Annotated in this window: 26 protein-coding genes; 14 read left to right on the forward strand and 12 right to left on the reverse strand. The window is 67.2% G+C overall.

The window, feature by feature from the left end:
• Nucleotides 1-15 precede the first annotated feature (15 nt).
• Nucleotides 16-1,194: a MacS family sensor histidine kinase gene (macS, locus tag QX204_RS31220; protein ID WP_301904042.1), complete on the reverse strand. Its 1,179-nt coding sequence runs from the start codon at nucleotides 1,192-1,194 to the stop codon at nucleotides 16-18.
• Nucleotides 1,175-2,416 (reverse strand): AI-2E family transporter, encoded by a 1,242-nt coding sequence (locus QX204_RS31225; RefSeq protein WP_301904043.1) that lies wholly within the window; start codon nucleotides 2,414-2,416, stop codon nucleotides 1,175-1,177. The genes macS and QX204_RS31225 overlap by 20 nt, the downstream gene beginning before the upstream one ends.
• Before the next feature lie 449 nt (nucleotides 2,417-2,865).
• On the opposite strand from QX204_RS31225, the gene QX204_RS31230 reads away from it, so the two are divergent.
• Nucleotides 2,866-4,386, forward strand: a complete 1,521-nt coding sequence (locus tag QX204_RS31230) for an adenylate/guanylate cyclase domain-containing protein (protein ID WP_301908169.1) — start codon at nucleotides 2,866-2,868, stop codon at nucleotides 4,384-4,386.
• 4 nt (nucleotides 4,387-4,390) lie between these two features.
• Nucleotides 4,391-5,461 carry a lysylphosphatidylglycerol synthase transmembrane domain-containing protein gene (locus tag QX204_RS31235; RefSeq protein ID WP_301904044.1) on the forward strand — a complete coding sequence of 357 codons (1,071 nt, stop codon included), beginning with the start codon at nucleotides 4,391-4,393 and terminating at the stop codon, nucleotides 5,459-5,461.
• Here QX204_RS31235 and QX204_RS31240 read toward each other — a convergent pair whose 3' ends face one another.
• Entirely contained in the window at nucleotides 5,462-5,818 is a 357-nt protein-coding gene (locus QX204_RS31240; RefSeq protein ID WP_301904045.1) for a DUF3054 domain-containing protein, read from the reverse strand.
• Between the two features lie 73 nt (nucleotides 5,819-5,891).
• A complete protein-coding gene (locus tag QX204_RS31245; RefSeq protein ID WP_301904047.1) occupies nucleotides 5,892-7,571 on the reverse strand; it encodes an NTF2-like N-terminal transpeptidase domain-containing protein in 1,680 nt (559 codons plus the stop codon).
• A gap of 397 nt (nucleotides 7,572-7,968) precedes the next feature.
• On the opposite strand from QX204_RS31245, the gene QX204_RS31250 reads away from it, so the two are divergent.
• Both QX204_RS31250 and aroQ read left to right on the forward strand, forming a co-directional pair.
• A complete protein-coding gene (locus QX204_RS31250; RefSeq protein WP_194829453.1) occupies nucleotides 7,969-8,529 on the forward strand; it encodes an ATP-binding transcription factor AbmR in 561 nt (186 codons plus the stop codon).
• 62 nt (nucleotides 8,530-8,591) lie between these two features.
• Entirely contained in the window at nucleotides 8,592-9,041 is a 450-nt protein-coding gene (gene aroQ, locus QX204_RS31255; protein ID WP_301904048.1) for a type II 3-dehydroquinate dehydratase, read from the forward strand.
• A gap of 20 nt (nucleotides 9,042-9,061) precedes the next feature.
• On the opposite strand, the gene QX204_RS31260 is transcribed toward aroQ, so the two are convergent.
• Complete coding sequence (locus QX204_RS31260; RefSeq protein WP_301904050.1) at nucleotides 9,062-9,508, reverse strand: nitroreductase family deazaflavin-dependent oxidoreductase; 447 nt, start codon at nucleotides 9,506-9,508, stop codon at nucleotides 9,062-9,064.
• A 181-nt stretch (nucleotides 9,509-9,689) separates the two neighbouring features.
• On the opposite strand from QX204_RS31260, the gene QX204_RS31265 reads away from it, so the two are divergent.
• From QX204_RS31265 to QX204_RS31275, 3 genes are read left to right on the forward strand one after another with little or no spacing between them, the layout of a single operon-like run.
• Nucleotides 9,690-10,619 (forward strand): ABC transporter ATP-binding protein, encoded by a 930-nt coding sequence (locus QX204_RS31265; protein WP_301904051.1) that lies wholly within the window; start codon nucleotides 9,690-9,692, stop codon nucleotides 10,617-10,619.
• Nucleotides 10,616-11,464, forward strand: coding sequence for an ABC transporter permease (locus tag QX204_RS31270; protein WP_301904052.1), 849 nt, complete (start codon nucleotides 10,616-10,618; stop codon nucleotides 11,462-11,464). Before QX204_RS31265 ends, QX204_RS31270 begins: the two co-directional genes overlap by 4 nt.
• Nucleotides 11,454-11,696 carry a helix-turn-helix transcriptional regulator gene (locus tag QX204_RS31275; RefSeq protein ID WP_056823747.1) on the forward strand — a complete coding sequence of 81 codons (243 nt, stop codon included), beginning with the start codon at nucleotides 11,454-11,456 and terminating at the stop codon, nucleotides 11,694-11,696. The genes QX204_RS31270 and QX204_RS31275 overlap by 11 nt, the downstream gene beginning before the upstream one ends.
• Here the strand turns inward: QX204_RS31275 and QX204_RS31280 are convergent.
• Nucleotides 11,618-12,532, reverse strand: coding sequence for an NAD(P)-dependent oxidoreductase (locus QX204_RS31280; RefSeq protein ID WP_301904054.1), 915 nt, complete (start codon nucleotides 12,530-12,532; stop codon nucleotides 11,618-11,620). The two genes, QX204_RS31275 and QX204_RS31280, sit on opposite strands and share 79 nt — an antisense overlap.
• A complete protein-coding gene (locus tag QX204_RS31285) occupies nucleotides 12,532-13,413 on the reverse strand; it encodes an NAD(P)-dependent oxidoreductase (RefSeq protein WP_301904055.1) in 882 nt (293 codons plus the stop codon). Before QX204_RS31285 ends, QX204_RS31280 begins: the two co-directional genes overlap by 1 nt.
• A 143-nt stretch (nucleotides 13,414-13,556) precedes the next feature.
• Between QX204_RS31285 and QX204_RS31290 the strand changes: the two genes are divergently transcribed.
• Nucleotides 13,557-13,934, forward strand: coding sequence for a winged helix-turn-helix transcriptional regulator (locus QX204_RS31290; RefSeq protein WP_301904056.1), 378 nt, complete (start codon nucleotides 13,557-13,559; stop codon nucleotides 13,932-13,934).
• Nucleotides 13,935-13,971: 37 nt separating this feature from the next.
• Here the strand turns inward: QX204_RS31290 and QX204_RS31295 are convergent, their stop codons facing one another.
• Nucleotides 13,972-15,099, reverse strand: a complete 1,128-nt coding sequence (locus tag QX204_RS31295; RefSeq protein ID WP_301904057.1) for a glycerate kinase — start codon at nucleotides 15,097-15,099, stop codon at nucleotides 13,972-13,974.
• A gap of 149 nt (nucleotides 15,100-15,248) precedes the next feature.
• Between QX204_RS31295 and QX204_RS31300 the strand changes: the two genes are divergently transcribed.
• On the forward strand, nucleotides 15,249-15,560 hold the full coding sequence (locus QX204_RS31300) for a GNAT family N-acetyltransferase (protein ID WP_056823762.1): 312 nt from the start codon (nucleotides 15,249-15,251) through the stop codon (nucleotides 15,558-15,560).
• Here the strand turns inward: QX204_RS31300 and QX204_RS31305 are convergent.
• On the reverse strand, nucleotides 15,554-16,312 hold the full coding sequence (locus QX204_RS31305) for a lysophospholipid acyltransferase family protein (protein ID WP_301904058.1): 759 nt from the start codon (nucleotides 16,310-16,312) through the stop codon (nucleotides 15,554-15,556). The genes QX204_RS31300 and QX204_RS31305 overlap by 7 nt on opposite strands.
• Nucleotides 16,313-16,496: 184 nt before the next feature.
• Between QX204_RS31305 and QX204_RS31310 the strand changes: the two genes are divergently transcribed.
• From QX204_RS31310 to QX204_RS31320, 3 genes are all read left to right on the forward strand, one after another.
• Complete coding sequence (locus QX204_RS31310; protein WP_301908170.1) at nucleotides 16,497-17,057, forward strand: YqgE/AlgH family protein; 561 nt, start codon at nucleotides 16,497-16,499, stop codon at nucleotides 17,055-17,057.
• A gap of 66 nt (nucleotides 17,058-17,123) precedes the next feature.
• On the forward strand, nucleotides 17,124-17,633 hold the full coding sequence (locus QX204_RS31315; RefSeq protein WP_056823775.1) for a sigma-70 family RNA polymerase sigma factor: 510 nt from the start codon (nucleotides 17,124-17,126) through the stop codon (nucleotides 17,631-17,633).
• Complete coding sequence (locus QX204_RS31320) at nucleotides 17,630-18,328, forward strand: zf-HC2 domain-containing protein (RefSeq protein WP_301904059.1); 699 nt, start codon at nucleotides 17,630-17,632, stop codon at nucleotides 18,326-18,328. The genes QX204_RS31315 and QX204_RS31320 overlap by 4 nt, the downstream gene beginning before the upstream one ends.
• A 52-nt stretch (nucleotides 18,329-18,380) precedes the next feature.
• Here the strand turns inward: QX204_RS31320 and QX204_RS31325 are convergent, their stop codons facing one another.
• From QX204_RS31325 to QX204_RS31335, 3 genes are all read right to left on the reverse strand, one after another.
• Nucleotides 18,381-19,163, reverse strand: a complete 783-nt coding sequence (locus QX204_RS31325; protein WP_301904060.1) for an ABC transporter permease — start codon at nucleotides 19,161-19,163, stop codon at nucleotides 18,381-18,383.
• Nucleotides 19,160-20,149 carry an efflux ABC transporter ATPase subunit, DrrA-related gene (locus tag QX204_RS31330; RefSeq protein WP_301904061.1) on the reverse strand — a complete coding sequence of 330 codons (990 nt, stop codon included), beginning with the start codon at nucleotides 20,147-20,149 and terminating at the stop codon, nucleotides 19,160-19,162. The genes QX204_RS31325 and QX204_RS31330 overlap by 4 nt, the downstream gene beginning before the upstream one ends.
• A gap of 81 nt (nucleotides 20,150-20,230) precedes the next feature.
• The gene (locus tag QX204_RS31335; RefSeq protein ID WP_301904062.1) at nucleotides 20,231-20,758 is read right to left on the reverse strand and encodes an EXLDI protein; all 528 of its coding nucleotides are present in this window, start codon (nucleotides 20,756-20,758) and stop codon (nucleotides 20,231-20,233) included.
• 140 nt (nucleotides 20,759-20,898) lie between these two features.
• Here QX204_RS31335 and QX204_RS31340 point away from each other — a divergent pair, with 140 nt between their 5' ends.
• A complete protein-coding gene (locus QX204_RS31340) occupies nucleotides 20,899-22,611 on the forward strand; it encodes a thiamine pyrophosphate-binding protein (RefSeq protein ID WP_301904063.1) in 1,713 nt (570 codons plus the stop codon).
• Entirely contained in the window at nucleotides 22,608-23,267 is a 660-nt protein-coding gene (locus QX204_RS31345; RefSeq protein WP_301904065.1) for an SRPBCC family protein, read from the forward strand. Before QX204_RS31340 ends, QX204_RS31345 begins: the two co-directional genes overlap by 4 nt.

A 23,267-nucleotide genomic window follows, 5' to 3' on the forward strand; every position in this document is an offset into this window, starting at 1 on the left:
GCCCAACTCCTCTTCTCAGCGCGCCGGGTGGCGCGGAATCCGGAATTCCCACTCGGTACCGAGGTCCTGGCCCTCGGTCAGCAACTCGGCGCTACCGCCCAGCGCCTCCACCCGCCCGACGATCGACCGCGAAACCCCCATCCGCCCTTCGGCTTCGGCCGCGCGCAGGCGCCCCGTCGCGATTCCGACCCCGTCGTCACGCACGCTCACCACCAGCATGTCACCGGTGTCTTCGAGCAGCACATAGGCTTTCGCGTCGGCCCCGGCGTGCAGCGAGACATTCGACAGCGCGGTGGTCACCGCCGCCGCGATCTCCTGCGCGATGACCCGCCCGACGAGCACCGGATCACCGGGCGTGGCCACCGACACCTCCGGGGTGGCGCGCGCGGTGAGCAGCGGCCGTAGATCCACCTCACCCGAATCGGGGTCGGGCGGCTCCGCCTGTTCGGAAAGCAGCACCCGCAAGGCCACCTCCTGCTCCCCGGCCCGCTGCGCGAGTTCCGTCGCGGGCCCGCCTATCTCGCCGCCACGCCGCTTGATGAAGGCCAGTACCTGCAGTACCCCGTCGTGCACCTCGCGAGCCAGTCGCTCCCGCTCCTGCGCCGCCGCCGTGATCCGCAGGGCCCGTTCGAGCTGCCCCTGCGCCCGCCGAGCGGTATTGGCCGCGAGTCCGAGCGCCAACCCCACCGAGACGAGCACCGGTGCGGTCGCGTCGCCCCAGACGTCCTGCCCCCACTGCTCGCGCACCGTCACCACGACTGCCGACATCACGAGCCCCGCGACGACACCCGCGACGGGACCGCGCAGAATCGCCATGGAGATCACCGAGTTCGCGATCCACAACGTCGTCGGCAGCGTCTGATGGCCGTGGTACCAGTCGTAATCCGCGACAAGCCGAGTCGAGGCGATCAGCGCGATGGTCACCACCTGATCGCCGAATACCACCCAGCCGCGGATCTTCCCGGTCGCCTCGGGGAAGTACCACTGCGACAGCAACAGCGCCGAACTCCCCGACCAGATCGCCATCACCGCGATCAGCATCCAGCTCAGTCGCGGATGGTCGTAATACGGCACCGACGCGATCTGCTGGCCGATCGCATAGAGCAGCGTGACCAGCCGAAACGCCTGCGCGGCCCGCCACAGTGGCGCGGTCGCGGCGTCGGTCGAGCTCAACTCAGCTGTGTGGGTCCGCATCGCCTGACTCGGCTTCTTCCATGCGCAGCCGCTTCGCCACATCGAAGCGGCCCGGCGGTTCGGGTTTGTCGGGCTCGGCGGTGAACCGTTTTCGCTCTTCGGTGCCCACCAGTTCGCCGAACGCCTCCGCCGGACTGTCGGCGAGCAGGTATCGAATCGCGGTGTTGCCCACCGCGATCAACGGCACCGCGAGCAGCGCGCCCGCGATCCCACCGACGACCAAACCGGCGGTGATGGCGAGCACCACGGCCAGCGGATGGATGCTCACGGCCCGGCCGAGCAGCAGCGGTTGCAGCACATGGCCTTCCAGCTGCATCACCGCGATGATGATGCCGAGCACGATCAGCGCGGTCACCAGACCCTTGGTGACCAGCGCGATGAACACCGCGACGAACCCGGCGAAGAACGCGCCGATGATCGGGATGAACGCGCTGATGAACACCAGCGAGGCCAACGGCAAGGCCAGCGGCACATGCAGAATCGCGAGTCCGGCCCCTATACCGATGGCGTCGACCGCGGCCACCACCACGGTGGCGCGCACGAACCCGACCAGCGTCCCGAACCCCAATTCACCGGCGGTGCGGACCTTCTCGCGGTGCACGGTGGGGATGATCCGGGTGACGAAGTTCCAGATCTGATCCCCGCCGTAGAGGAAGAAGATGAGGATGAACAGGATCAGGAACGCGCCGGTGAGGATGTGTCCGATGGCGGTGGCGGTGGTGAGCGCGCCGCTGGTCAGGCTCTCGCGGTTGTCCTGAATGGTGCGCACGATGGTGTCGCCCGCGCTGCGGATCTGCTGATCGCTCAGATGCGGCGGACCGTTGATCAACCAGTCCTGCACCTTGTGCACGCTGTTGGTGACCTCGTTGGACAGCCCCGGCACACCGTCGACGAACTGTTCGACGACGAAGGTCAACACCCCGGCGAGCAGCCCGATCGACCCCAGCAGCGCGACGAACACGCCGAGCGAGCGTGGGATCCCCACCCGCTGCATCCAATCGACCAGCGGCGCGAGCAGCGCGGCGGCGAGCAACGCGATGGCCAGCGGTATCACCACCGTGGCGAACTTCTGCACGAGCATCCCCACCGCGAGCAGCGCCCCGAAGATGATCAGCAGCCGCCAGCTCCACGCCGCGGCTTTCCGGACCAGGGGATGAACTGCCTCGGCATCCGAGCGCCATGGTGTCGACGCGGTCCCGGAATCTACCTGCTGGTCGGTCACTCGACAGAGCCTATCGGTCCGAACGCCGGATCGGTGCTCGTGTCGGCGCCGCCGAAAGAGGTGCTGACCACAGTTCGCCCCGACGGTGATCGCCCGGCCGGCGGGATCCGGCGATGGCCTGCCCATCGACGACGAACCCGCATGTCAGTGCCCGAATAGGCCCGGCAGGGGATAGATCGGCGGCGATTCGGTCCGATGGCAGCCGGCCTCGAGGGTCTGCCCGCCGCCCAACGGCACGAGTAGCGCGAATTACCCTGTAAGCCAGTATCTTTCACATATAGCCGGAGCGAATTACTGTGAAATCGCGCAGGGGGTTCCTCGGTTTCTACCCGGTGACGGGCGAGGTTAGGTGCGATAATGCACACCCGGTCGCCTGTCCTGATCACCTGGGCACGTGGTCAGATAGATTGGCAAGCGTGTCAGCGCCACTTGAAGCGGTCAAACAGACCATGCGAACGCGCTGGCCGCTGTACCTGACGTCTGTGCTGCTGGCGAATGCCTTCGGCGCGGTGCTGGTGTGGGCCTTCATCCAATACGGCCTGCCGGTTCCCGAGGGCGATCCGGGTGGGGTGCGCCAGACCGGTCTGCTCGCGCCGCTGCTCGTTTTCGGTGTCGCCGCGGTGTTGAGCATCTTCGCCGCCGCGCTCATGTTGCGGCCGGTGATGCGCTGGCAGATGCGCGGCGGGCCGCCGAGCCGACGTGAGCAGATGGCGGCGCTGCACGTGCCGCTGCGGCAGTCGATCGTGCACCTGGTGCTGTGGGTCATCGGCGGCGGGATCCTGGCCGCGCTGATCATCGCCGAATCGCCCGAGCTGGCGGGTGCGGTGATCGTCACCGAGTGCATGGCCGCCACCATCGTGTTCGGCTTCACCTACATGCTCGGCGAGCGCATCCTGCGCCCGGTCGCGGCCGAGGCGCTGACCGAGGGCACCTTCGACCACACGCTGACCCCCGGTGTCGGCACGCGCATGGCGATGACCTGGGGCATGGGTACCTTCGCACCGACCATCGCGATCGTGCTGCTGTGCGTCACCCAGATCTCCTCGGATGTGAAGTTCTCGGCGAAGTCCCTCGCGATCTCGATCCTGCTGCTGTGCGGCGTGGTGATCCTGCAGGCGCTGGCGCTGTCGATGCTGACCGGCTCCTCGATCTCCGACCCGGTGCGTCAGCTGTCCCAAGCCATCAACAGGGTGCAGGCCGGCTCACGCGATGTGCAGGTGGAGGTCTACGACGGCAGCGAGATCGGGCTGCTGCAGGTCGGCTTCAACCGGATGATGGACGAGGCGGCCAAGCGGCGCAAGCTGCAGGAACTGTTCGGCCAGCACGTCGGCGAGGACGTGGCGCAGCGGGCACTGGACTACGGCACCGAATTGGGCGGTGAGACCCGATTCGTGGCGGTGCTGTTCGTGGACATGGTCGGCTCCACCGCCGCCGCGGCCGAACGCCCGCCGACCGAGGTGGTCAGCCTGCTCAACGAGTTCTTCCGGGTGGTGGTCGACGTGATCGACAGCCACCACGGTTTCGTCAACAAGTTCGTCGGCGACGCGGCGCTCGCCATCTTCGGCGCCCCGCTGGATCGCCCGGACGCGCCGAGTGCCGCGCTGGCCGCGGCCCGCGATCTGCGCGAGGCGCTGCGCGAGGTGACCAGCCTCGACATCGGCATCGGCGTCTCGGCGGGCTTGGCTGTCGCCGGAAACATCGGCGCCGCAAATCGATTCGAATACACCGTGATCGGCGACCCCGTCAACGAGGCGTCGCGGCTCACCGAATTGGCCAAAGATCATCCCGGCCGCGTTCTCGCTTCGGGCAGCGCGCTCTACTTCGCCGACGAAAGCGAGCAGGAACATTGGATAACCGGAGACGAGGTCCAATTGCGCGGCAGACGCAGAAAAACCCGCCTGGCCTGGCCGAAGTCCGCGATCGCCGCGCCGCGCATGGACGAGGAAGAACAGGCACGTTCGCTAGGCTGAGACCGTGACGGCCGACGGCGACCTAGCAGGAGCACCGGCCGAGCGCCGCCGCCGCTTCCGGTGGGTCAAGTGGGTGCTCGGCGCGGTGATCCTCGCGCTGCTCATCGGCGAAGGCCTGTATCTGTGGCCTCGCCTGCACGAATCCTGGCGCACGCTCACCGAGATCCACTGGGGCTGGCTGTTCCTGTGCATCGTGTTGCAGGCGATGTCGATGAGCGGATTCGGACGGGTGCAGAAACAACTGCTGCACGCGGGCGGGGTGGACGTCAGCCAGGGGAAATCGGTATCGGTGGTCTACGGCGCGACCGCGATGTCGCTGACGCTGCCCGCGGGCCAGGTCTTCTCCACCGCGTTCACCTACCGCCAGACCCGGCGCTGGGGCGCCAGCCCGATCGTCGCCTCCTGGCAGCTGGTCTTCTCGGGCGTGGTCGCCGCGGCCGGGCTGGCGCTGATCGGAATCGCCGGCGCCGCGCTGGTCGGGCAGGGCATCGGCGTCAAGTTCGTCGGCTCGCTGGTGGTGCTCGGCCTGGTCCTGTTCATCGGCAACTATCTGGCCCGCCATCCCGGCATGCTGGAGGCCATCCTGCGGCGGGTGCTCGCGCTGATCAATCGGCTGCGAAAGAAGCCCGCCGACCACGGGATCGCCAAGCTGGCCGAGATCCGGGCCCAGCTCGAGTCGGTCGAGCTGGGCAAGAAGGACGGGGCGCTCGTCGGGGCGTGGGCGCTGGTGCACCGGTTCGCCGACGTGGCCTGTCTCGGCACCGCCTGTTTCGCGGTCGGTGCCGACCCCAAGTTGTCCGGGCTGCTCATCGCGTTCGCGGCGGGCAAGGCGGTGGGGTCCATTCCGTTCGCCCCGGGCGGCATCGTCTATGTGGATGCCACCTTGATCTACGGTCTCACCGCGGGCGCGGGACTGCCTGCCGCACAGGCCGTGGCGGCCGCGTTCGTCTACCGGCTGGTCAGCTTCATCCTGGTCGCCGTGGTCGGCTGGATCGTCTTCGCGTTCCTGTTCCGCACGCCGCAAGCCGACGACCACGAGTACGAGCAGGAATTCAAGCAGCAACGACGAATCTGATCACCGCAGCGCGCGAATGGCCGCTCGCCAACCCAGCAGGAACAGCGCGAGCACACAGGCCGCGACGATCATGAAACTCGGTGCCACACCCTGACCGCTGACGGCGCGCAAGACCATCCCGCCGACGAGGGTGCCTGCCCAGATCAGGATTCCGCTGGGCCACAACGCCGTTGCGTCGAACCGAGTGTCGCGCGCGAGGTACACCGCCGCCGCCCAGCCGAGAATCAGCCCTAACCCGAAGGGCCACACCGTTTTCAGCAGACCGGCGATGACAGCCTCGTCGTGACTGCGCCTCCCTATCGCGCAGAAGATGATCACCAATAGGGCATCGATACCGAACGGCGCGTATCTCTTCACGGAATGTAGCGTAACCGCTCAAGATCGACTTCGAGACCGGGTTCATGCCCACTGAGCAGTGATAACCCTGTGCTTACGGTTCCGGCGTCGCCAGCGATTTCAGCAACACGGCCGCGAGACGTGAAGTGGCGTCACCACTGTCGACATCGGCGATGTGCACCGCGAAGACCAGATCGCCCATCGTCGCCAGCAGCCAACCGTCGGCGCCACCCGTCGCGGCGAACGCGGTGACATCGCGGAATCCGCGCAGTGCGGTGGTTTCCGGCTTGTTGATGCCGTCGTTCATCATCGCGCGCAACCGGTCGACCGCCTGCTGTGGCAGCGCGGGAACCGGTGTATCGGTGGTACCCGGACTGCCTGCCACGATCATCGGCGGCACCACCGAGCCACGCGAGATCGCGGCGGCCGCGATGGCCATCCCGAAGGGGCTGACCTGTACCGCGTCGGCGCCCGCGCCTTGGCGCACCTGTTCGGTGCTGCGGCCCGGTGCGCTGATCCGCCCGGTCACCTCGTCGAGCCCGGCCACCTTGAAGTCGACGCCGACGCCGAGCGCGGTGGCCGCCTCGGCCGCTTCCTGCACGGTGACGTCCTGCGGCGGCTTGTTCTTGGTCGCCGCGGCGACGGTACGGAACAGTTCCATCGTGCCGCCCGCCGGGAACAGCCCGGTGAACGCGATCGGGCCCTTCTCGGTGGCGTAGGAGTTCTGTGCCACCGCCACCACCGCGCCGGTCGAGGGCTGGATGGCCACGACCGTGGCCGCGGTCCCGGCGCTCACCACCGCGTCCTCGGCGGCGCGCTGGAGCCGCTGGTCCATCGTCGCGGCGATGTCCGGCCCGGAAGGCCCCTGGTATCCGGCCACCTGGCTGACGAACCTGCCGTCGGCCTCGAAGATCTGCACACCCCAACCCGCGGTGGCCTCGAGACTGTCCTGCCACACCTTGCGCAGCGCGTCGAGCATCGGCGAGCGCGTGCGCCGGTCGGCCGAGATCAGTTTGGGCTGCTTCTCCATCACCACGCCGGGCACCTTGGCCATCCGCGGTTCCAGGATCGCGAAATCCCCGTCGCGCAGGTTCACCGCGACGATCGGCTGGCCCTGCGAGCCTGCCAATTGCTGCATCAGCGACGGCCCGGTGATCAGCGGCGCCACCGGCTCGATGGCGTCGGCGAGGGCGTTGGTGGTACCGACGAGATCGCCGGTGCGGCTCGGGTCGATCTTGATGACATTGAGCGTCTGCTCGGTCATCAGCGCCTCACCCGGCAGATCGACGACCTTCGGCGGCGGCTTCGCGGTCGTGCGCACGAGCTTGACGGTGCGGTTGTCGGTCAGCTGCGGCATCACCACCGCGGGCTCCCAGGAGATCCGCCAGCCGATGGCGAGCTTGCGGACGGTGCCCTGCAGTGTGTAGGTCCAGTCCTTCTTCTCGCCGAAGTTCCAGGCGACCTCCATGCTGAAGATCGCCGACTGCTTGTCGAGGTCGATCACCTGGGACGCCTCGTAGTCGACGGTGCCCGATTGCAGGCCCTCGAACATTTGCTTCATGGTTGCCGAAGCGGCGGCGGGGTACGAGGTCAGGTCGGCGGCCTTGCCGTAGTCCTGCTCATCGAGGAGCTCGGTGAACCGTTGGACCACCGTCTCCGACTCGCTCGTCTTCCCACCCACTCCGCACGAGCACAGCGCGATGGCGAGGGTCGCAACCCCCGCGATCGCCATTGCGCCCCGGACGCGAAAGCGGCGGGATCCCCACACATCCATATCGCCCACTCTTCACTCTTGCCACTCCGGTAACAAATCCACCGTACCGGAAGTTGACCCGTCTCCAATGCCCCGGTCAGTCGGGATACTCCCCGACCTCGACACCTCGATTGTGCCGGAAATCTCGCCCCGATGAGGGTCCGTTTTCCAACCTCGCCCAGTAAGCGGCAACAACTGCTGTGTCAACCGTACCGACAGCCGCGCCAGGTGGTGCGGATCTCGCATTTGTCCGGCGATTCAACGCGAGGGTACCCAAGCCCGTGTTCGCCCAACCGCGCGGCATCGGCTTTACCGAGTCGGTACGCACCGGTTCACGCAGAGCGGAATTCAGCGCGCTGATATCGGCGTAATCTTGTAATCAACGCAACACGCACAACAGAGACAGCAGGTGATTTCCATGCGAAACGATCGACGCGAGCGCGGATTCGGCCGCCCCGGCGGTTGGCAGCAAGCCGACCTTCCCGATCCCGCCGACGCCCCCGACTGGTTCGCCGGACGGTTGCCCGCCGACTGGTTCACCGGTCCGGTGGACATCGAGATCGACCGCGACGAGATCGTCGTGGTCGGCGAACTGCCCGTCCCCGGCGACGCGAGTACCTCGACAGCCACCAAAGAAGGCGCACTGGCCCGCTTCCGCGAGTCGACCCGCCCGGCCCGCATGCAGATCGCCGACGAGGCCCAGCGCCGTTACGGTCGCAGCGTCGCCTGGGGCGTGCGAGTAGACGGTGAACGAATCCTGTTCACCCACCTGGCCGTGCCCGTGATGACCCGCCTACGCCAGCCCGAACGCCAGGTCCTCGACACCCTCATCGACGCGGGCGTAGCCCGCTCCCGCGCCGACGCCTTGGCCTGGACGGTCAAACTCGCGGGCAAACACGCCGAAACCTGGCTCGCCGAACTCCGCGAAGCCATGCGCAAGGTCGACGACCTGCGCTCGGAGGGCCCGACCGGCTTGTGATCTTCGGCGGGGCCCGAAAGGACCCGCCTCGAGCGCGCCAGCGCTCTAATAGAGTGGCCTGCATGGGAGATTCCGTGCAGGCCACCGGTCCGATCCTCGTCGTCAACGGACCGAACCTGAACATGCTCGGAACCCGCCAGCCCGAGATCTACGGCGCCGACACCCTCGACGACGTCGTCGCGCTCTGCGAACACACCGCCGCCCGGTTCGACCGCAAGGTCATCGCCTTCCAGTCCAATCACGAAGGCGCGCTGATCGATCGGATCCAGCAGGCCCGCGGCGAGGTGTCGGCCATCGTCATCAACCCCGGCGGCCTCACCCACACCTCGGTCGCGCTGCGCGACGCCCTGGTGATTCCCGAGGTGCCGATCGTCGAGGTGCACATCAGCAATGTGCATGCCCGCGAGGAATTCCGGCACCACTCGTTCGTCTCCCCGATCGCCACCGCGGTGATCGCCGGGCTGGGCATCCACGGCTACGCCGCGGCCATCGAGTTCTTGAGCAAGCCATAGGCCGGTCCGCCTCGGCGCGATCACGCGAGGCGGAATACCGGGAATCCGGGGGCGATGGCGACGAGTTGTTCGTCTGTCGCGTCCTCGGTGAGACCCTCGAAGAACTTGCCGACCTCCCAGCCCCACTTCTCCAGGTACAGCCGAAGCAGCGGCACCTTGTCGGCGTCGGCGACCTCGGTGGCGGTGAACTGTTCGGTCTTGCGACCGAGGCGCAGTTCGCCGTCGCCCGCCACGCGCAGATTGCGCACCCACTGCACGTGCCCACGCGGCGCGACCAGGTAACGCTCGCCGTCGGCGGCCGTCATCACGTTGACCATGGTGGTGCGCCATTCGCCGCTCTTGCGTCCGCGCACGGCCAGCAGCCGCGAACCCATGATGCTGATCCCCAGCTTGGGCAGCAGGTTGGCGATCTTGTTGATGATCGGATCGATGCCGGTCGGGGGAAGGTGGCGCGTCGCGTTGTCCATGTTGATCACTCCTGAAACTGTGAGCACTGCTCTCTGTTAAGTACGAGCATGCGCTCTGCGCGGCCTAAAGTCAAGAGCAGTGCTCACAGTTTTCCCATCTCCCTCTTCGGGCGAAGCATTGCCGCGATGGAATGTAGTACGTATGCTACAACTCATCGAAGGTCGATGACTGGGAGGACTCATGACTTCGAACAACAACGACGTTCTCGATGTCGCGCAACTACGGATGCGATACGACGAGACAGACGTCCTGCACGATGTGACTTTTCAAGCGAAGCGCGGGGAAGTGCTCGTCATGCTCGGGCCCAACGGCGCGGGCAAAACCACCACGATCGAGATCCTCGAGGGGTTCCGCAGGAGGTCGGCCGGCCGGGTCGAAGTGCTGGGGGCCGATCCCGAACATGGTGACGAACTATGGCGCGCCCGTATCGGCGTCGTGCTCCAATCCTGGCGTGACCACGCGAAATGGCGCGTGCGCGAGCTGCTCGGCCACCTCGGTGGGTACTACAGCCCGTATTCCACGGCACGGATCACCCGACCGTGGGACACCGATGAACTCATCGCGCTGGTCGGACTCACCGAACAGCGCGACGCGAAGATCGCCACCCTGTCCGGGGGACAGCGACGCAGACTCGACGTGGCGATCGGCATCGTCGGCCGACCGGAACTGCTGTTCATGGACGAACCGACCGCGGGCTTCGACCCCGCCGCCCGGCGCGACTTCCACGACCTGGTCCATCGTCTGGCCGATCTGGACGAGACCACCGTCCTGCTCACCACCCACGACCTGGACGAAGCCGCGAGGCTGGCCGATCGGATCCTGATCCTGGCCGGTGGTCGGATCATCGCCGACGGCTCCCCGGAGGAGCTCAGCGCCGCCACCGCGGGCGAGGCCGAGGTGCGCTGGACCCGCGAGGGCCAACGCTTCGTCCACACGACGACCGAGTCGACGAAATACGTCCACGAACTGTTCAAACAGCACGGCGAACTGATCGAGGACCTCGAGGTACAGCGCGCGTCGCTGGAGGACACCTACATGGCACTGGTCCGCCGTTTCGAATCCGACACGGCCGCCGAACCCGTTCGTTCACTGCAGGAGGTCACACGATGAATCCCACGCTGGTAGCGGTCAGGGGCGGCCTGGCGGCGATGTGGATCGAGCTGCGGCAGCTGTACACCAACGGGACGAGCCTGATGGCCCAGTTCCTCACTCCCACACTGTTTCTGATCGCGATCTTCTTCCTGCGCGACCGGACCTACCAGGACACCGGGCTGTCACTCGGCGAACTCGCGGTGCCCGGCCTGCTCGGCAGCATCATCGCGTTCAACGGCCTGTACGGCATCGCCGAAGTCCTCGCTCTCGACCGGGAGGACGGAACGCTGTTGCGCGCCAGGACGATTCCGAACGGCATCCTCGGCTACTTCATCGGCAAGATCGGTACCACCGCGGGCGCGGTACTCGTACAGCTGGTGGTGGTGCTGACCATCGGCGCCGTGATCGTCGGCGGACTGTCGACGCCCGGCGGCGCCGCGATCACGCTGACGTGGGTGCTCGTGCTCGGCCTGCTGGCCACCCTGCCGATCGGCGCCATCCTGGGCGGGTTGATCGTCGGCGCCCGCGACATCTTCCTGCTGACTTTGCCGCTGATGGGACTCATCGCCATCTCCGGCATCTGGTACCCGATCACCGCCCTCCCCGGCTGGATACAGAGCCTGGCCCAGCTCTTCCCGATGTATTGGCTCGGCCTCGGCATGCGCTCGGCACTCCTGCCCGCCGAGGCGGCGGCCATCGAGATCGACGGGTCGTGGCGGCACCTCGAGACCGCCGCGGTGCTCGGCGTATGGTCGATCGTCGGGTTGTTGCTCGCACCGATCGTGCTGCGGCGAGCGGCCCGCCATGAATCCGGATCCAGCGTGGCCGTCCGCCGCGAGAAAGCGATGCAGCGTGCCTTCTGAGGTCATCTACAACCGCATCGCGATGCTGCGTGCCGAGCGCGGCATCTCGCGGCGGGACCTGGCCGAAGCGCTCGGCGTGCACTACCAGACCGTCGGCTACCTCGAACGCGGCGAATACAGCCCCAGCCTGCACCTGGCCCTGCGGCTCGCGGCCTATTTCGAGGTAGCGGTGGAGGTGGTGTTCTCCACCGAGCCGTTCCCGAGACTGGGATCGGGCGCCGAGACCGCGTGAACGCCGCGCATCACCTGGAACGTCGACTCGGACGCGCCGAGCGACCGCTCCCAATATGACGAAACCGCTTCGGCGAGTAGGCCGTCCACGCCCGCCTCCACACCGGTCGCCATCACATGTCGCGCACCGGCTGCCATCATCCGCAGGTAGGCCGGCTCGTCCAGCCCGCCGTCACGCGCCGTTCCCGCCCACGCGGCATACAGCTCGCCGACGCTGCCCAGCGAACGCTGTGCGTAGGGCACGAACCGGTCGATCTCGGAACCGGATCGATCGATGATCGCCAGCGCTTGCTCGTAGCCGAGGAGCAGCGGCAGGAACAGGGCGAGCATCGCCTGGTAGTAGACCTGGGCCAAGCCGTCGTCCACGCCCAAGTACTCCGCTGCGGCCAGCGGGCGCAACAATTCTCGTCGCGCCTCGAACACTTCCGCCGGCCCGCTGTAGAAGATGTAGGCATCAGGTCCCGCCAGTTCCGGTGGCTGCGCCATCACCCCGCCGGCGAGAAACTCGCCGCCACGAGCACGGACGAAAGCCGCTCCGCGCCTGGTCCGCTGGGGTGAATCCGAGGACAGGTTGACCACTACCTTGCCGGTCAGGTCGACGGACTCGAGAATGTCGTCCATCGCGTCGTAGTGGGTCAGGCTGAGCACGATGAGCTCTGCCGCCGCTACCGCTTCGGTGACCGAGTCGGCACGCCGAGCACCGAGCCCGTCGGCCTTGCCGGCCGTTCGATTCCAGACCGTCACCGCGAATCCGGCGGCGAGGTAGGTGCGCACGATCTGCTGTCCCATCGGGCCGAGGCCGACGACGGTGACGGCTTCTCGACCCGAAGCCGGCATCAGGAGGCCTCGCCACGGAACAACTCGTAGGTCGACACCGGCTTACCCGTTGCCTCGCTCGCGGCGACGGCCTTGCGCCAGTACGACTGCGCGAGGTGCGAGAACCCCGAGTCGACGCCGACTTCCTCGCTGGCGTCGATGATGTGCTGAGCGCCCGCGTCCATCATCTTCAAGCTCGCCAGATCGGCCCAGCCGCCGTTCTGGTTCGCCACCGAGAACTCCTCCATGAAGAACGGAAAGGCCTCGCTGGAGCGGACCGCGAACGGCACGAACGCGGCGATGTCGTGGCCGGACTTCGCGATCATGGCCGTCGCCTGGTCGAAGGCGAGCAGCCACGGATGGAAAATCGTCAACAGCGCCTGGTAGAAGATCTGGGCCAAGCCGTCGTCGGCGCCGAGGTATTCCTGCGGGCTGAGCGGGCGCAGCAGTTCGGCGTGCGCGTCGAAGACCGCCTTCGGGCCGCTGTAGAAGATGTAGGACGCGGGATGGACGATATTGTCGCCCGCCGACATCACGCCGCCGGAGAGGAATTCGGCGCCGCGCTCACGAACCCAGGTGGCGCCTGCCCTCGCTTTGGCCGGTGAATCGGAGGACAGGTTGGCGATGACCTTGCCGGGCAGCTGATCGACGGCCTGACCGAGCACGTCGTACATGGCGTCGTAGTGGGTGAGGCTGAGCACGGAGACCTTATTGGCCGCCAGCGCCTCGGCCACGGTGCCGGCGCGCTTGGCGCCGAGCGCCACCAGCGCGTCGACCTTGGCGGTGCTGCGATTCCATACCGTCACCTCGACACCTGCTTCGAGGAAGGCCTTGACCATGGCCTGGCCCATCGGGCCGAGGCCGAGAACGGAAACGGAACGGGAGGTGGTCTGCTCGGACATTGTGTGGCCCTTCGATTCTCGCTACGGGTTGGTTCGGCGCCGCTTTCCATGGTGTTCGCGCGGGTATCGTTCGGGAAGACCGAACGTTCGGGTGTGGTTGCTTACCTAAAGGTTCGAAATACGGTCAGAAGGGTGCGCCGGAAATGAGCAGTGACGCAGATCACGATGTATGTGGCATGAGCCTGGCCATCGACGTCGTCGGCGGTAAATGGAAGCTGCACCTGATGTGGGCGCTCGGCGCCGGGCCGCAGCGATTCGGCGAGATCCGGCGGCTGCTCGACGGCGTGAGCGAGAAGGTGCTCGCCGAGAACCTGCGTCATCTGGAGAGCTCCGGCGTGGTGCACCGCGAGATCTTCCCCGAGATCCCCCCGCGCGTGGAGTACTCGCTCACCCCGCTCGGCGAGACCCTGCGCCTCGCCCTGGCACCGCTCGAAACCTGGGGCGACGAGCACCGTGCGGTGCTGGCCGCCGCTACCCGACCCACCGCCCCGGCGTCTTCGCCCTCCCCGATCGCGCTGTAACTACCCGCGCTTCACCGTGCTTCGCGCACCTGCGCTGTCATTTCAAGTGCTCCGTGGCGATTCGCTCGCCGATCCGTTCGAGCAGGCGCGCCGCGGCCATGATCGAACGCGCCGGATCGGGCTCCAGGTCGCTGAGCGGATAGCAAGCGGCGAACCCCGCGGCTCGAATCTCACCGGGCGACAACAGGGTTCGACCCACCGCGGCGACCACCGGCACCCCCGCCTTCTTGGCCGCCGCCGCGACCCCGACCGGCGCCTTACCGTGCATGCTCTGGTGATCCAGCGAGCCCTCACCGGTGACGACCAGCGTGGCCCCGTCGACCAAGTCCGTGAATTCCAGCAGCTCGAGCAGCACATCGATGCCACTGCGCACCTGCGCCCCCAGCACCGCGAGCACCCCGAACCCGGTACCACCCGCCGCCCCCGCCCCACCGATCTCGGCGTACCCCGTGCCCAGCACCGCCGCCCAATTGGTAAGCCCCGCTTCGAGTTTCACCATCTGCCGCGGGTTGGCGCCCTTCTGTGGCGAGTACACCGCGACGGCGCCGGCCGGTCCGAGCAACGGATTGTCTACATCGCAGGCGAGCGTGAACAGCGCCGTCGAGACCGCCGGATGCAACCCGGCTCGATCCACCGAGGCCACCTGCGCGAGCATCGCGGCCACATCCGCGACCCCCGTCAATTCCCGCCCCTCCCGATCGAGCAACCGCAACCCGAGCGCCCGCAACAGCCCGGCCCCGCCGTCGGTCGAAGCGCTCCCGCCGAGCCCGAGCACGATCTCCCGAGCCCCCGCGTCGAGCGCGTGCGCGATGGCCACCCCCAACCCGAACGTGTCGGCCCGGAGCGGGTCGAGCCGCCCACCGGGCAACTTCACCAGCCCGACGGCCGCCGCCAACTCCACCACCGCGACGTCTCCGCGCACCGCGTACACCGCCGTCGAAGGCTCCCCCGTCGGCCCGGGCGCGGCCAGCTCCACTCGCTTCCACCCCGACGCCACGAAGGCGTCGACCATCCCGTCGCCGCCGTCGGCCACCGGCACACAGCGCACCCGCGCCCCCGGCGCCCGCCGAGCAATCCCCCGTCCCAACGCCTCGGCAACCTCCGGTGCCGAAAGCGAACCCTTGAACTTGTCCGGTGCAAGCACAACAAGCGGTCCACGAGTCATCCCGACATCTTCCGCCCTGAGACCAAAACCCGCATCCCCGCAGTTCCAGCCATCCTCAACGCCCTGAGTCCGCCGTAACCGCACTACCGAACCTCCTGGGACCACCGATCGACAAGGGCCGACGCCGAACAACACGGTAGCGTCGACCTATGGCGACCGAGGTCCGCAACAACACCGCGCTAGAGCGGTTCGAACTCACCGCCGACGGTCAACCCGCCGGCTACATCGAATACCAGGACACCGGCGACGAACGCGCGCTCGTCCACACCGAGATCTACCCCCGATTCGAAGGCCGGGGCCTGGCGAACATCCTGGTCGAGTCCGCACTCGACGCCAGCCGCGACCAAGGCTTCAGCGTGCTGCCGATGTGCCCGGTGGTGCTGCACTTCATCAACACCCATCCCGACTACATCGCCTACGTCCCGCAGCGGGCCAGAGAGCTGTTCGGCCTACCTCAGTAGTGCGCGACGGCCCCGTCGACAGCCAGTTGCAGCTCTTCTTTGACGAGCCTGGCGATGTCGGCGGGCCGCTGCGGCACCTCGAGGATCGGCGCGCGGAAGTAGGCGACCCCGGACACCACGTCGGCAGCGGTGGTTTCGGCGGTCGCGTCGCGGTCGCCGTAGTTCATCCCGATGGCGATCAGGGCGGGCGCGGCGCCCAGTTTGGCCGCGCGGAACGCGATGTGCCCGATCCCACTGCCGACCGCCTGCACCTTGGTGTGATCTACCTCATTGCAGGTGCCCTCGGGGAAGATCGCGAGGTGATCACCGGCGGCCAACCGCTGCGCGCACACATCCATCATTCGCTGACCGGCGGCATTGACCGCCCGGATCCCGTGATCCTTGCCGCGGAACACCGGGATCCCGCCCATCATGTCCACCTTGCGGCGCTGCTCGGGATCGAGAAAGAGCTCGTCCTTGGCCAGCACCCGCACCCGCCCGATCTTCGAGCGCAACGGTGACCGCCATGCCGTGGCCGCGACCGTGTACGGGTCGCTGGTCGACAGGTGGTTGATCGCGTAGATCACCGGCCGCCCACTGCGAACCAGGGCCTTCAACTGCTGCTTCGCACCCTCGGCGAACACCACGCGCGGCCGGAACCGCCGGGCCAGCACCGCATACGAGGCCAGCGCCTTCCACCTGTTCTGCTGATGGCGCAGGTAGTAGTCGTACACGGCGTCGTTGTCGTCGAGCAGGACTTCGGGCAAAGGCATAGCGCGACCCTACCGGGCGATCGCAGCGGCCCACGCGCGAGGATTTCCGATTTCGATCCGGTCCGCGGGAAGCGCGCACCGGCGCCGAAAATGCGATGATGACTCGGTGGCAGGCGGAGACGACCCGGACGAGCGGCGGACTCGCGACGGACACGGTGACGATCGGCGGCGCGGTCAGCCCGCGGTGAACGTCCGCGCGGGCAACCTGCTGGTGTCCGCGACAGACCTGGTGGAACCTACTTTCCGGCGTACCGTCGTGTATGTGATCGAGCACAACGACGCGGGCAGCCTCGGCGTGGTGCTGAACCGGCCGAGCGAGACCCCGGTCGTCGATGTGCTGCCCGCCTGGGCCGAGCTGGCCGCCAGCCCGACCGACCTCTACATCGGTGGGCCGGTCAAACGCGATGCGGCGCTGTGCCTGGCGGTGCTGCGCACGGGCGTCGACATCTCCGATATCCGCGGGCTGCGCCGGGTCGACGGCCGCGTGGTGCTGGTCGATCTGGACGCCGATCCCGCCGAGATCGGCCCGCTCATCGAGCAGATCCGGGTCTTCGCCGGATACGCGGGCTGGTCGATGGGCCAGCTCGACGGCGAACTCGACAACAACGACTGGATCGTGGTCTCGGCGCTGCCGTCGGACCCGATCGCCACCGACCGCCACGATCTGTGGGCCGCGGTATTGCGGCGTCAGCCGTTGCCGCTGGCGCTGCTGGCGACGCACCCGATTGAACTCGAGCGCAACTGACACCGTTACTCCTTCGACGAGCAGGAGTGACACATGAATTACGACGAGCAGTGACCAGGGCCGCCGATGAACGATGGTCGCGACGAATTGATGCGGGCGCTCTACGCCGAGCACGCACCCGCCCTGTGGCGTTTCACCCTCGGGCTGGTGCGCGATCCGGGCCGGGCCGAGGACATCGTGCAGGAGACGCTGCTGCGCGCCTGGCAACGCCCCACCGTGCTGGAACAGACCGAAACCTCGCCGCGCGCATGGTTGTTCACCGTGGCTCGTAACCTCGCGGTCGACGAGCACCGCAGCGCCAGGCACCGTCGCGAGTTCGGCACCGACACCCCGCCCGAGCAGGTGAGCCCCGACCAGTCCGATCGCGCGCTCGACGGCTGGCTGGTCGCCGACGCGCTGAGCACATTGAGCCCGGATCATCGCGAGGTGATCGTGCGGGCCTACTATCGCGGCCTCGGCATGGCCCAGATCGCCGACGAATTGGGTATCCCACCGGGAACGGTGAAATCGCGCCTGCACTACGGCATGCGCGCCATGCGGCTGGCGTTACAGGAGATGGGGGTGACGAACCGATGACCGACCTCGCCGACGAGTACAGCACCTGGGACGCTGCCTATGTCCTCGGTTCGCTGGGCGCCGCCGAGCGGCGCGAATACGAGACACACCTACTCGACTGCGCGCACTGCCAGCAGGCGGTCGCCGAGCTGTCCGGGATGCCGGGCATGCTCGGACTGGTGGACCGCGATACCGCGCTGTCGATGATCGCGTCGCCGGAGCCGGACGCGCCGCAGGTTCCCGACCTGATTCCGTCGCTGGCCGCGGCGGCCGAACGGCACAGGCGGCGGCGGCGCTGGGTGAGTGTCGGGAGTGCGGTGGCGGCCGCCGCGGCGGCGGTGGCGATCGCGATTCCGGTGACGGTCACCGTGGCGCGCTCGGAGACGCCGTCCGAACAGATCGTCGCCGAACAGCAGATGCAGGCGGTGGAGCAGACACCGGTGAGCGCGCAGGTGAAGCTGGTCCGCGACGGCGACCGTACGCGCCTGGTGATGACCTGCCGCTACGCGCCGAGCGCTTACGGCTCCGGCTACACCCGCACCTACGGGCTGGTGGTGACCGCGGGTGAGCAGCGGTACGAACTCGACCAGTGGCCCGCGGGCCCCGGCACCGAACTGACGGTGGATCGCACCATCGACGCCCCGCCGGATTCGATCAGCAAGGTGGAGATCACCTCCGTCGATTCCGGCCGGACCATCTTGGTCGCCCAGGTCTGAACGCGCGAACGGTCCGGCCTTCATCAGGAGGCCGGACCGTGTGTGCCACAGGCTACTTCGACTGCTTGGCGAAGATCGACTTCGACCAGAGGAAGCCGCCGCCCGCGATCACCGCGCACCAGACCAGCGAGATCCAGCCGTTGGCGCCGACCTCGGTGCCCATCAGCAGTCCGCGCAGCGTCTCGGTGATGGGAGTGAAGGGCTGGTACTCGGCGAATTGGCGCATTCCGACCGGCATCGTGTCGGTGGCCACGAGGCCGCTGCCGAGGAAGGGCAGCAGCACGATGGGAAACGGTGCGTTGCTGGCACTTTCGGGAGTGGGCGAGAGCAGGCCGAGCGCGATGGCGAGCCAGGTGAAGGCGAACGTCACCAGCGCGAGCAGCCCGAGTGCGGCGAGCCACTCGGCGACGTTCGCGTTCGGCCGGAAGCCGACCAGCATCGCCACGGCGGTCATCGCGACAACACCCGCCATCGCCTGGACGAGCGCGCCCAGCACGTGCCCGGTGAGCACCGACGCCTGCGAAATCGCCATCACCCGAAAGCGATTCACGATCCCCTTGCTCGCGTCGGTGGCGATCGACACTGCCACCGACACCGTCAGATAGGCGGGCAAGAGCAACATCATGCCCGGCGCCAGATAGTCGATATAGCTACCGCCCGAGGACTTCTCGAGCGCCCCACCGAAGACGTACTTGAACACCAGCATCAGCACGATCGGCATGATGATGATGCTGAACGTCATGCTGGGGTAGCGCTTGACGTGAATCATGTTGCGTCGCAACATCGTCATCGTGTCGGCGAAGGCGTAGGACTTGGATTTGGTCGGTGTGGTCATCGCAGTGACTCCTGCTCGATGGTGGCGCGGCCGGTGAGGGTGAGGAAGACGTCGTCGAGGTTGGGGGTGTGCACCGAAATGCCGCCCGCTTCGATGTTCTCGGCATCGAGCAGATCGAGCACGGAGCGCAGGGAACGCACGCCGCCGTCGCTCGGTACGGCGAGGGTCAGGCCGTCGGTGCCCTCGACCACCTTCGCCGTCGACCCGAACGCGCGCTGGGCGGCGATCAGGTCGGGCTGATCGGTGAAATCGATGCGGATGTGGCCGCCCGGAATCAATCGCTTCAGTTCTGCCGCGGTGCCTTCCGCGACGATTCGGCCGTTGTCGAGTACCGCGATGCGATCGGCCAGCTGGTCGGCCTCCTCCAGGTACTGGGTGGTGAGAAAGACGGTGACGCCGAGATCGTCGACCAGGCCGCGGATGATCTCCCAGATCGAGCGGCGACTGCGCGGGTCGAGGCCGGTGGTCGGTTCGTCGAGGAAGATCACCCGCGGATCGCCGACCAGCGTCATGGCCAGATCGAGCCTGCGGGTCATGCCGCCGGAGTAGGTGCTCGCGGGCTTGTCGGCGGCCTCGACCAGGTCGAATCGTTGCAGCAGTTCCGCTGCCAGCGCGCGGGTCTCGCGGCGCGGCAGGTGGTTCAGGTCGCCCATCATGTGCAGGTTCTCGCGGCCGGTCAGCAGCTCGTCGACGGCGGCGAACTGCCCGGTGACGCCGATCAGCTCACGCACCCCGCCTCGGTCGGTCACCACATCGTGGCCGCCGACGGTGCACTCCCCCGCATCGCCCGCGATCAGCGTGGTGAGGATCTGCACGGTGGTGGTCTTGCCCGCGCCGTTGGGGCCGAGCAGGGAGAAGACAGTGCCCTCGGCGACGGTGATGTCGATGCCGTCGAGAACAGTTTTGTCGCCGTAGGCCTTGCGCAGGCCGCGTGCGGTGATGGCCGAGTTGACCATGATCGTCCCTTTCCACAGGATTGCATTCATTGCTGCGAATATGTGCATGTGTTATCGACACAGCCCCCAGGGGCTGCGGTTCGGGTGTGATGTGCGGTTGTGGTCGAGAAGCTAGATGTCGAGCTCCTCGATCTGCGGGTGCGCGGTGATGTCTTCGACCTTGCGGTAGAGCTTGTCGGGCACGCGATCCTTCAGGTCTTTCAGGTCGTCGAGGATCTCGTAGTCGTAGTCGCCCCAGTCCCACGCCCGGTCACCGATGCCGAACATGCGGCGCCAGTATTTCCAGTCCTTCATGTCGCCCGCGGCATCCCCGGTCGGATATTCCGACCACAGCGCCGAGTGCGTGTGGAGCACGAGCTTGCCCTTGCGGCTGCGGAAGACCTGCTGGTGCAGCACCCGCTTGTCGCCGACTTCGCGCCATTCGCCCAGCAGCACGCCCTGGAAGCGCACCTGCCGGACGCCGTCGCGACCCACCTGCAGCACCACCTCCTCGAAGCCGGCCTCACGTCCTTCTTCCAGCTCGATGAGCCTGCGCAGCGCGCTGACCACGGTGCTGGAGAGGTTTCCGCCGACCAGCTCCTGAGCCCGCTGGAACACGGGGAGATCGTCGTCGGCTACGTAGATCGTCTTGTTGGGCATGAACTCACTATACGTATATGTGTACGTACACACAAGGGGTGGTTTTCACCCACCCTCTGAACTCCCCCTCGGCGCGCCTCGTAACCACATCAGACGCGGTGCACAGCGGCGTCACATTTCGTCGCGGAGAAGGAGGGCCGATGCCGGACAGAGTGGTGGACTACCTGGTACGAACGGTAGCCGACCGGGGAATCACCCAGATCTTCGGCGTCGACGGCGCCAATATCGAGGACCTCTACGACGCGATCTTCGACGCGGGCGGTTCGCCCGCCGGCATCGTCGCCAAACACGAGTTCTCGGCGGCGACGATGGCTGACGGCTATGCGCGCAGCACCGGCGGAATGGGTGTCGTGGCTGCCACTTCGGGTGGTGGCGCGGTGAATCTTGTTGCCGGACTAGCCGAATCGTTCACATCCCACGTTCCGGTGCTGGCCTTGATCGGACAGCCACCGACCAGTCTGGAAGGTCTCGGTGCGTTCCAGGACTCGAGCGGCCTGTCCGAATCCATCGACGCGGCAGCGCTGTTCGCGACGATCAGCAGGTACTGCGCTCGGGTGACCGACCCGAGCGAGCTGCCCGAGCAGCTCGCCGCGGCGATCGCGGCCGCGGAAAGTGGTGGACCAGCAGTGCTGCTGATTCCGAAAGATGTTCAGCAGCAGGCGATGCCGGAATACATCCGCGCGCGGCAGTTCGATACCGCCGCGGCCGGAGCACCGCTCGATCGAGCCTCGCCGAGCTTCCCGGCAGCGACTTCCCCGCACACCGTCGCCACCGAACTCGCCGACGCCCGGCGCACAGGGAAGGTGGTGATCATCGCCGGTGATCAGGTCGCCCGCGACGATGCCCGCGACGAACTCGCCGAACTGGTCGCCACGCTCGACGCCGCCATCGGCCTGGCCCCCGACGCCAAGGACGTGTATTCCAACACGGGCCCCGGTTACTGCGGTGTCGCGGGCAGCATGGGTCACGCAGCGCTGGTCGAGGCCCTCTCGGCGGCAAGCGCCTGTCTGCTCGTCGGCACCCGCCTCCCGGTCACTGCCCGCGCCGGGCTCGACGCCGCCCTCGCCGACCTGCCGGTACTCAGCGTCGGCGCGCGGGCGCCATACCTCGCGGCGACCCACGCCACCAGCGCGGATCTCGCGGCGACCATCACCACACTGCTGGCCGACATCGGCGCGGGGTCGACTTCGAGCCCGCGTGCGGCCGAGCTCACGCCGATGGCAGTCCCCGAAGCGGCGGGCCCCGGGCTGCGCTATCGCACCGTCGTCGAGGCGATCCAGCGCGCGCTGCCCGATGGCGCGGATATCTTCGCCGACGCGGGTAACACCGGCGCCTCGGTGGTGCATTACCTACGGGTACCCGAGGGCGGACGGTTCACGGTCGCACTCGGGATGGGCGGAATGGGTTACGCCTTCGGCGCGGGTATCGGTTCCGCGTTCGCCCGCCGCGCCGCACCCGACGGCTCGCATCGCACCGTCGTCATCGCAGGCGACGGCTCGTTCTTCATGCACGGCATGGAGATACACACCGCGATCGAACACGACCTGCCCATCACCTTCGTGGTGTTCAACAACAACGCGCACGCCATGTGCGTCACCCGGGAGCAGCTCTACTACCGGGATCGCTACAGCTTCAACCGTTTTCAACCGTCATATCTGGGAGCGGGCATCGCGGCCATGTTCCCCGGGCTGCAGGCCCGCACCGTCTCCGACCCCCACCGGTTGTCCGACGCACTCGACCACAGCTTCGCCGCCGCCGGACCCGACTTTCTCGAAATCCTCTGCGACCCCGACGAAGTCCCGCCGTTTCTGCCCTTCCTGTCCGCCCTCGAATCCTCCAGGAGCACCCCGTGACCACCAGCGCCCTGCCTGCCCTGTCCGACATCCCCGATGAGGTGGTGCCCGGCGTCATCCGCATCGAGAACTCCGATCGGGAGACCACCACGCCGATCATCATGGACATGCTGCGGTCGGTGTATCCACACGACCAGATCTTCGGTGACTACTGCCCCGTGCAGACCTACATCGCGGCGCCGCCACGCGAGGTCTACGAGTACCTCGCCGACACTCGCTCGCTCGAGGAATGGACCTACAGCCTGCGGGGATTCGTCGAGACCGCCGAACCCGGCCTGTGGCTGGCCTACGACCGCCTCGGTGACGCGACCAAGTGTTTCACCCGCACCGTCGCCCATCCCGACGCGATGACCGTCGACTATCACTGCGCGTGGGACCAGTCCGAGCACCTCTGGATGATCTATCTGATGCGGGTGGTCGACGCCCAGGTGGTGTTCAACAAGCCGGGTTCGGTGGTGACGTGGGTCAACTGCAAGCACCCCTTCTACGACGAAAACGGTTATCCCGAAACAGCTCCGCCGAAACGCCCGGTCTGGGTCGGCGATTTCTGGGAGATGTTCTCCGCCGGACACCAGCTCGAGCTGGACAACCTCAAAGCCATTTGTGAATACCGCGCGGCCAACGGGCTGCCCATCAAGCCGGAGTGGATGCAGTGA

The sequence above is a fragment of the Nocardia sp. PE-7 genome (assembly GCF_030486425.1).
Classification (GTDB): domain Bacteria; phylum Actinomycetota; class Actinomycetes; order Mycobacteriales; family Mycobacteriaceae; genus Nocardia; species Nocardia salmonicida_A.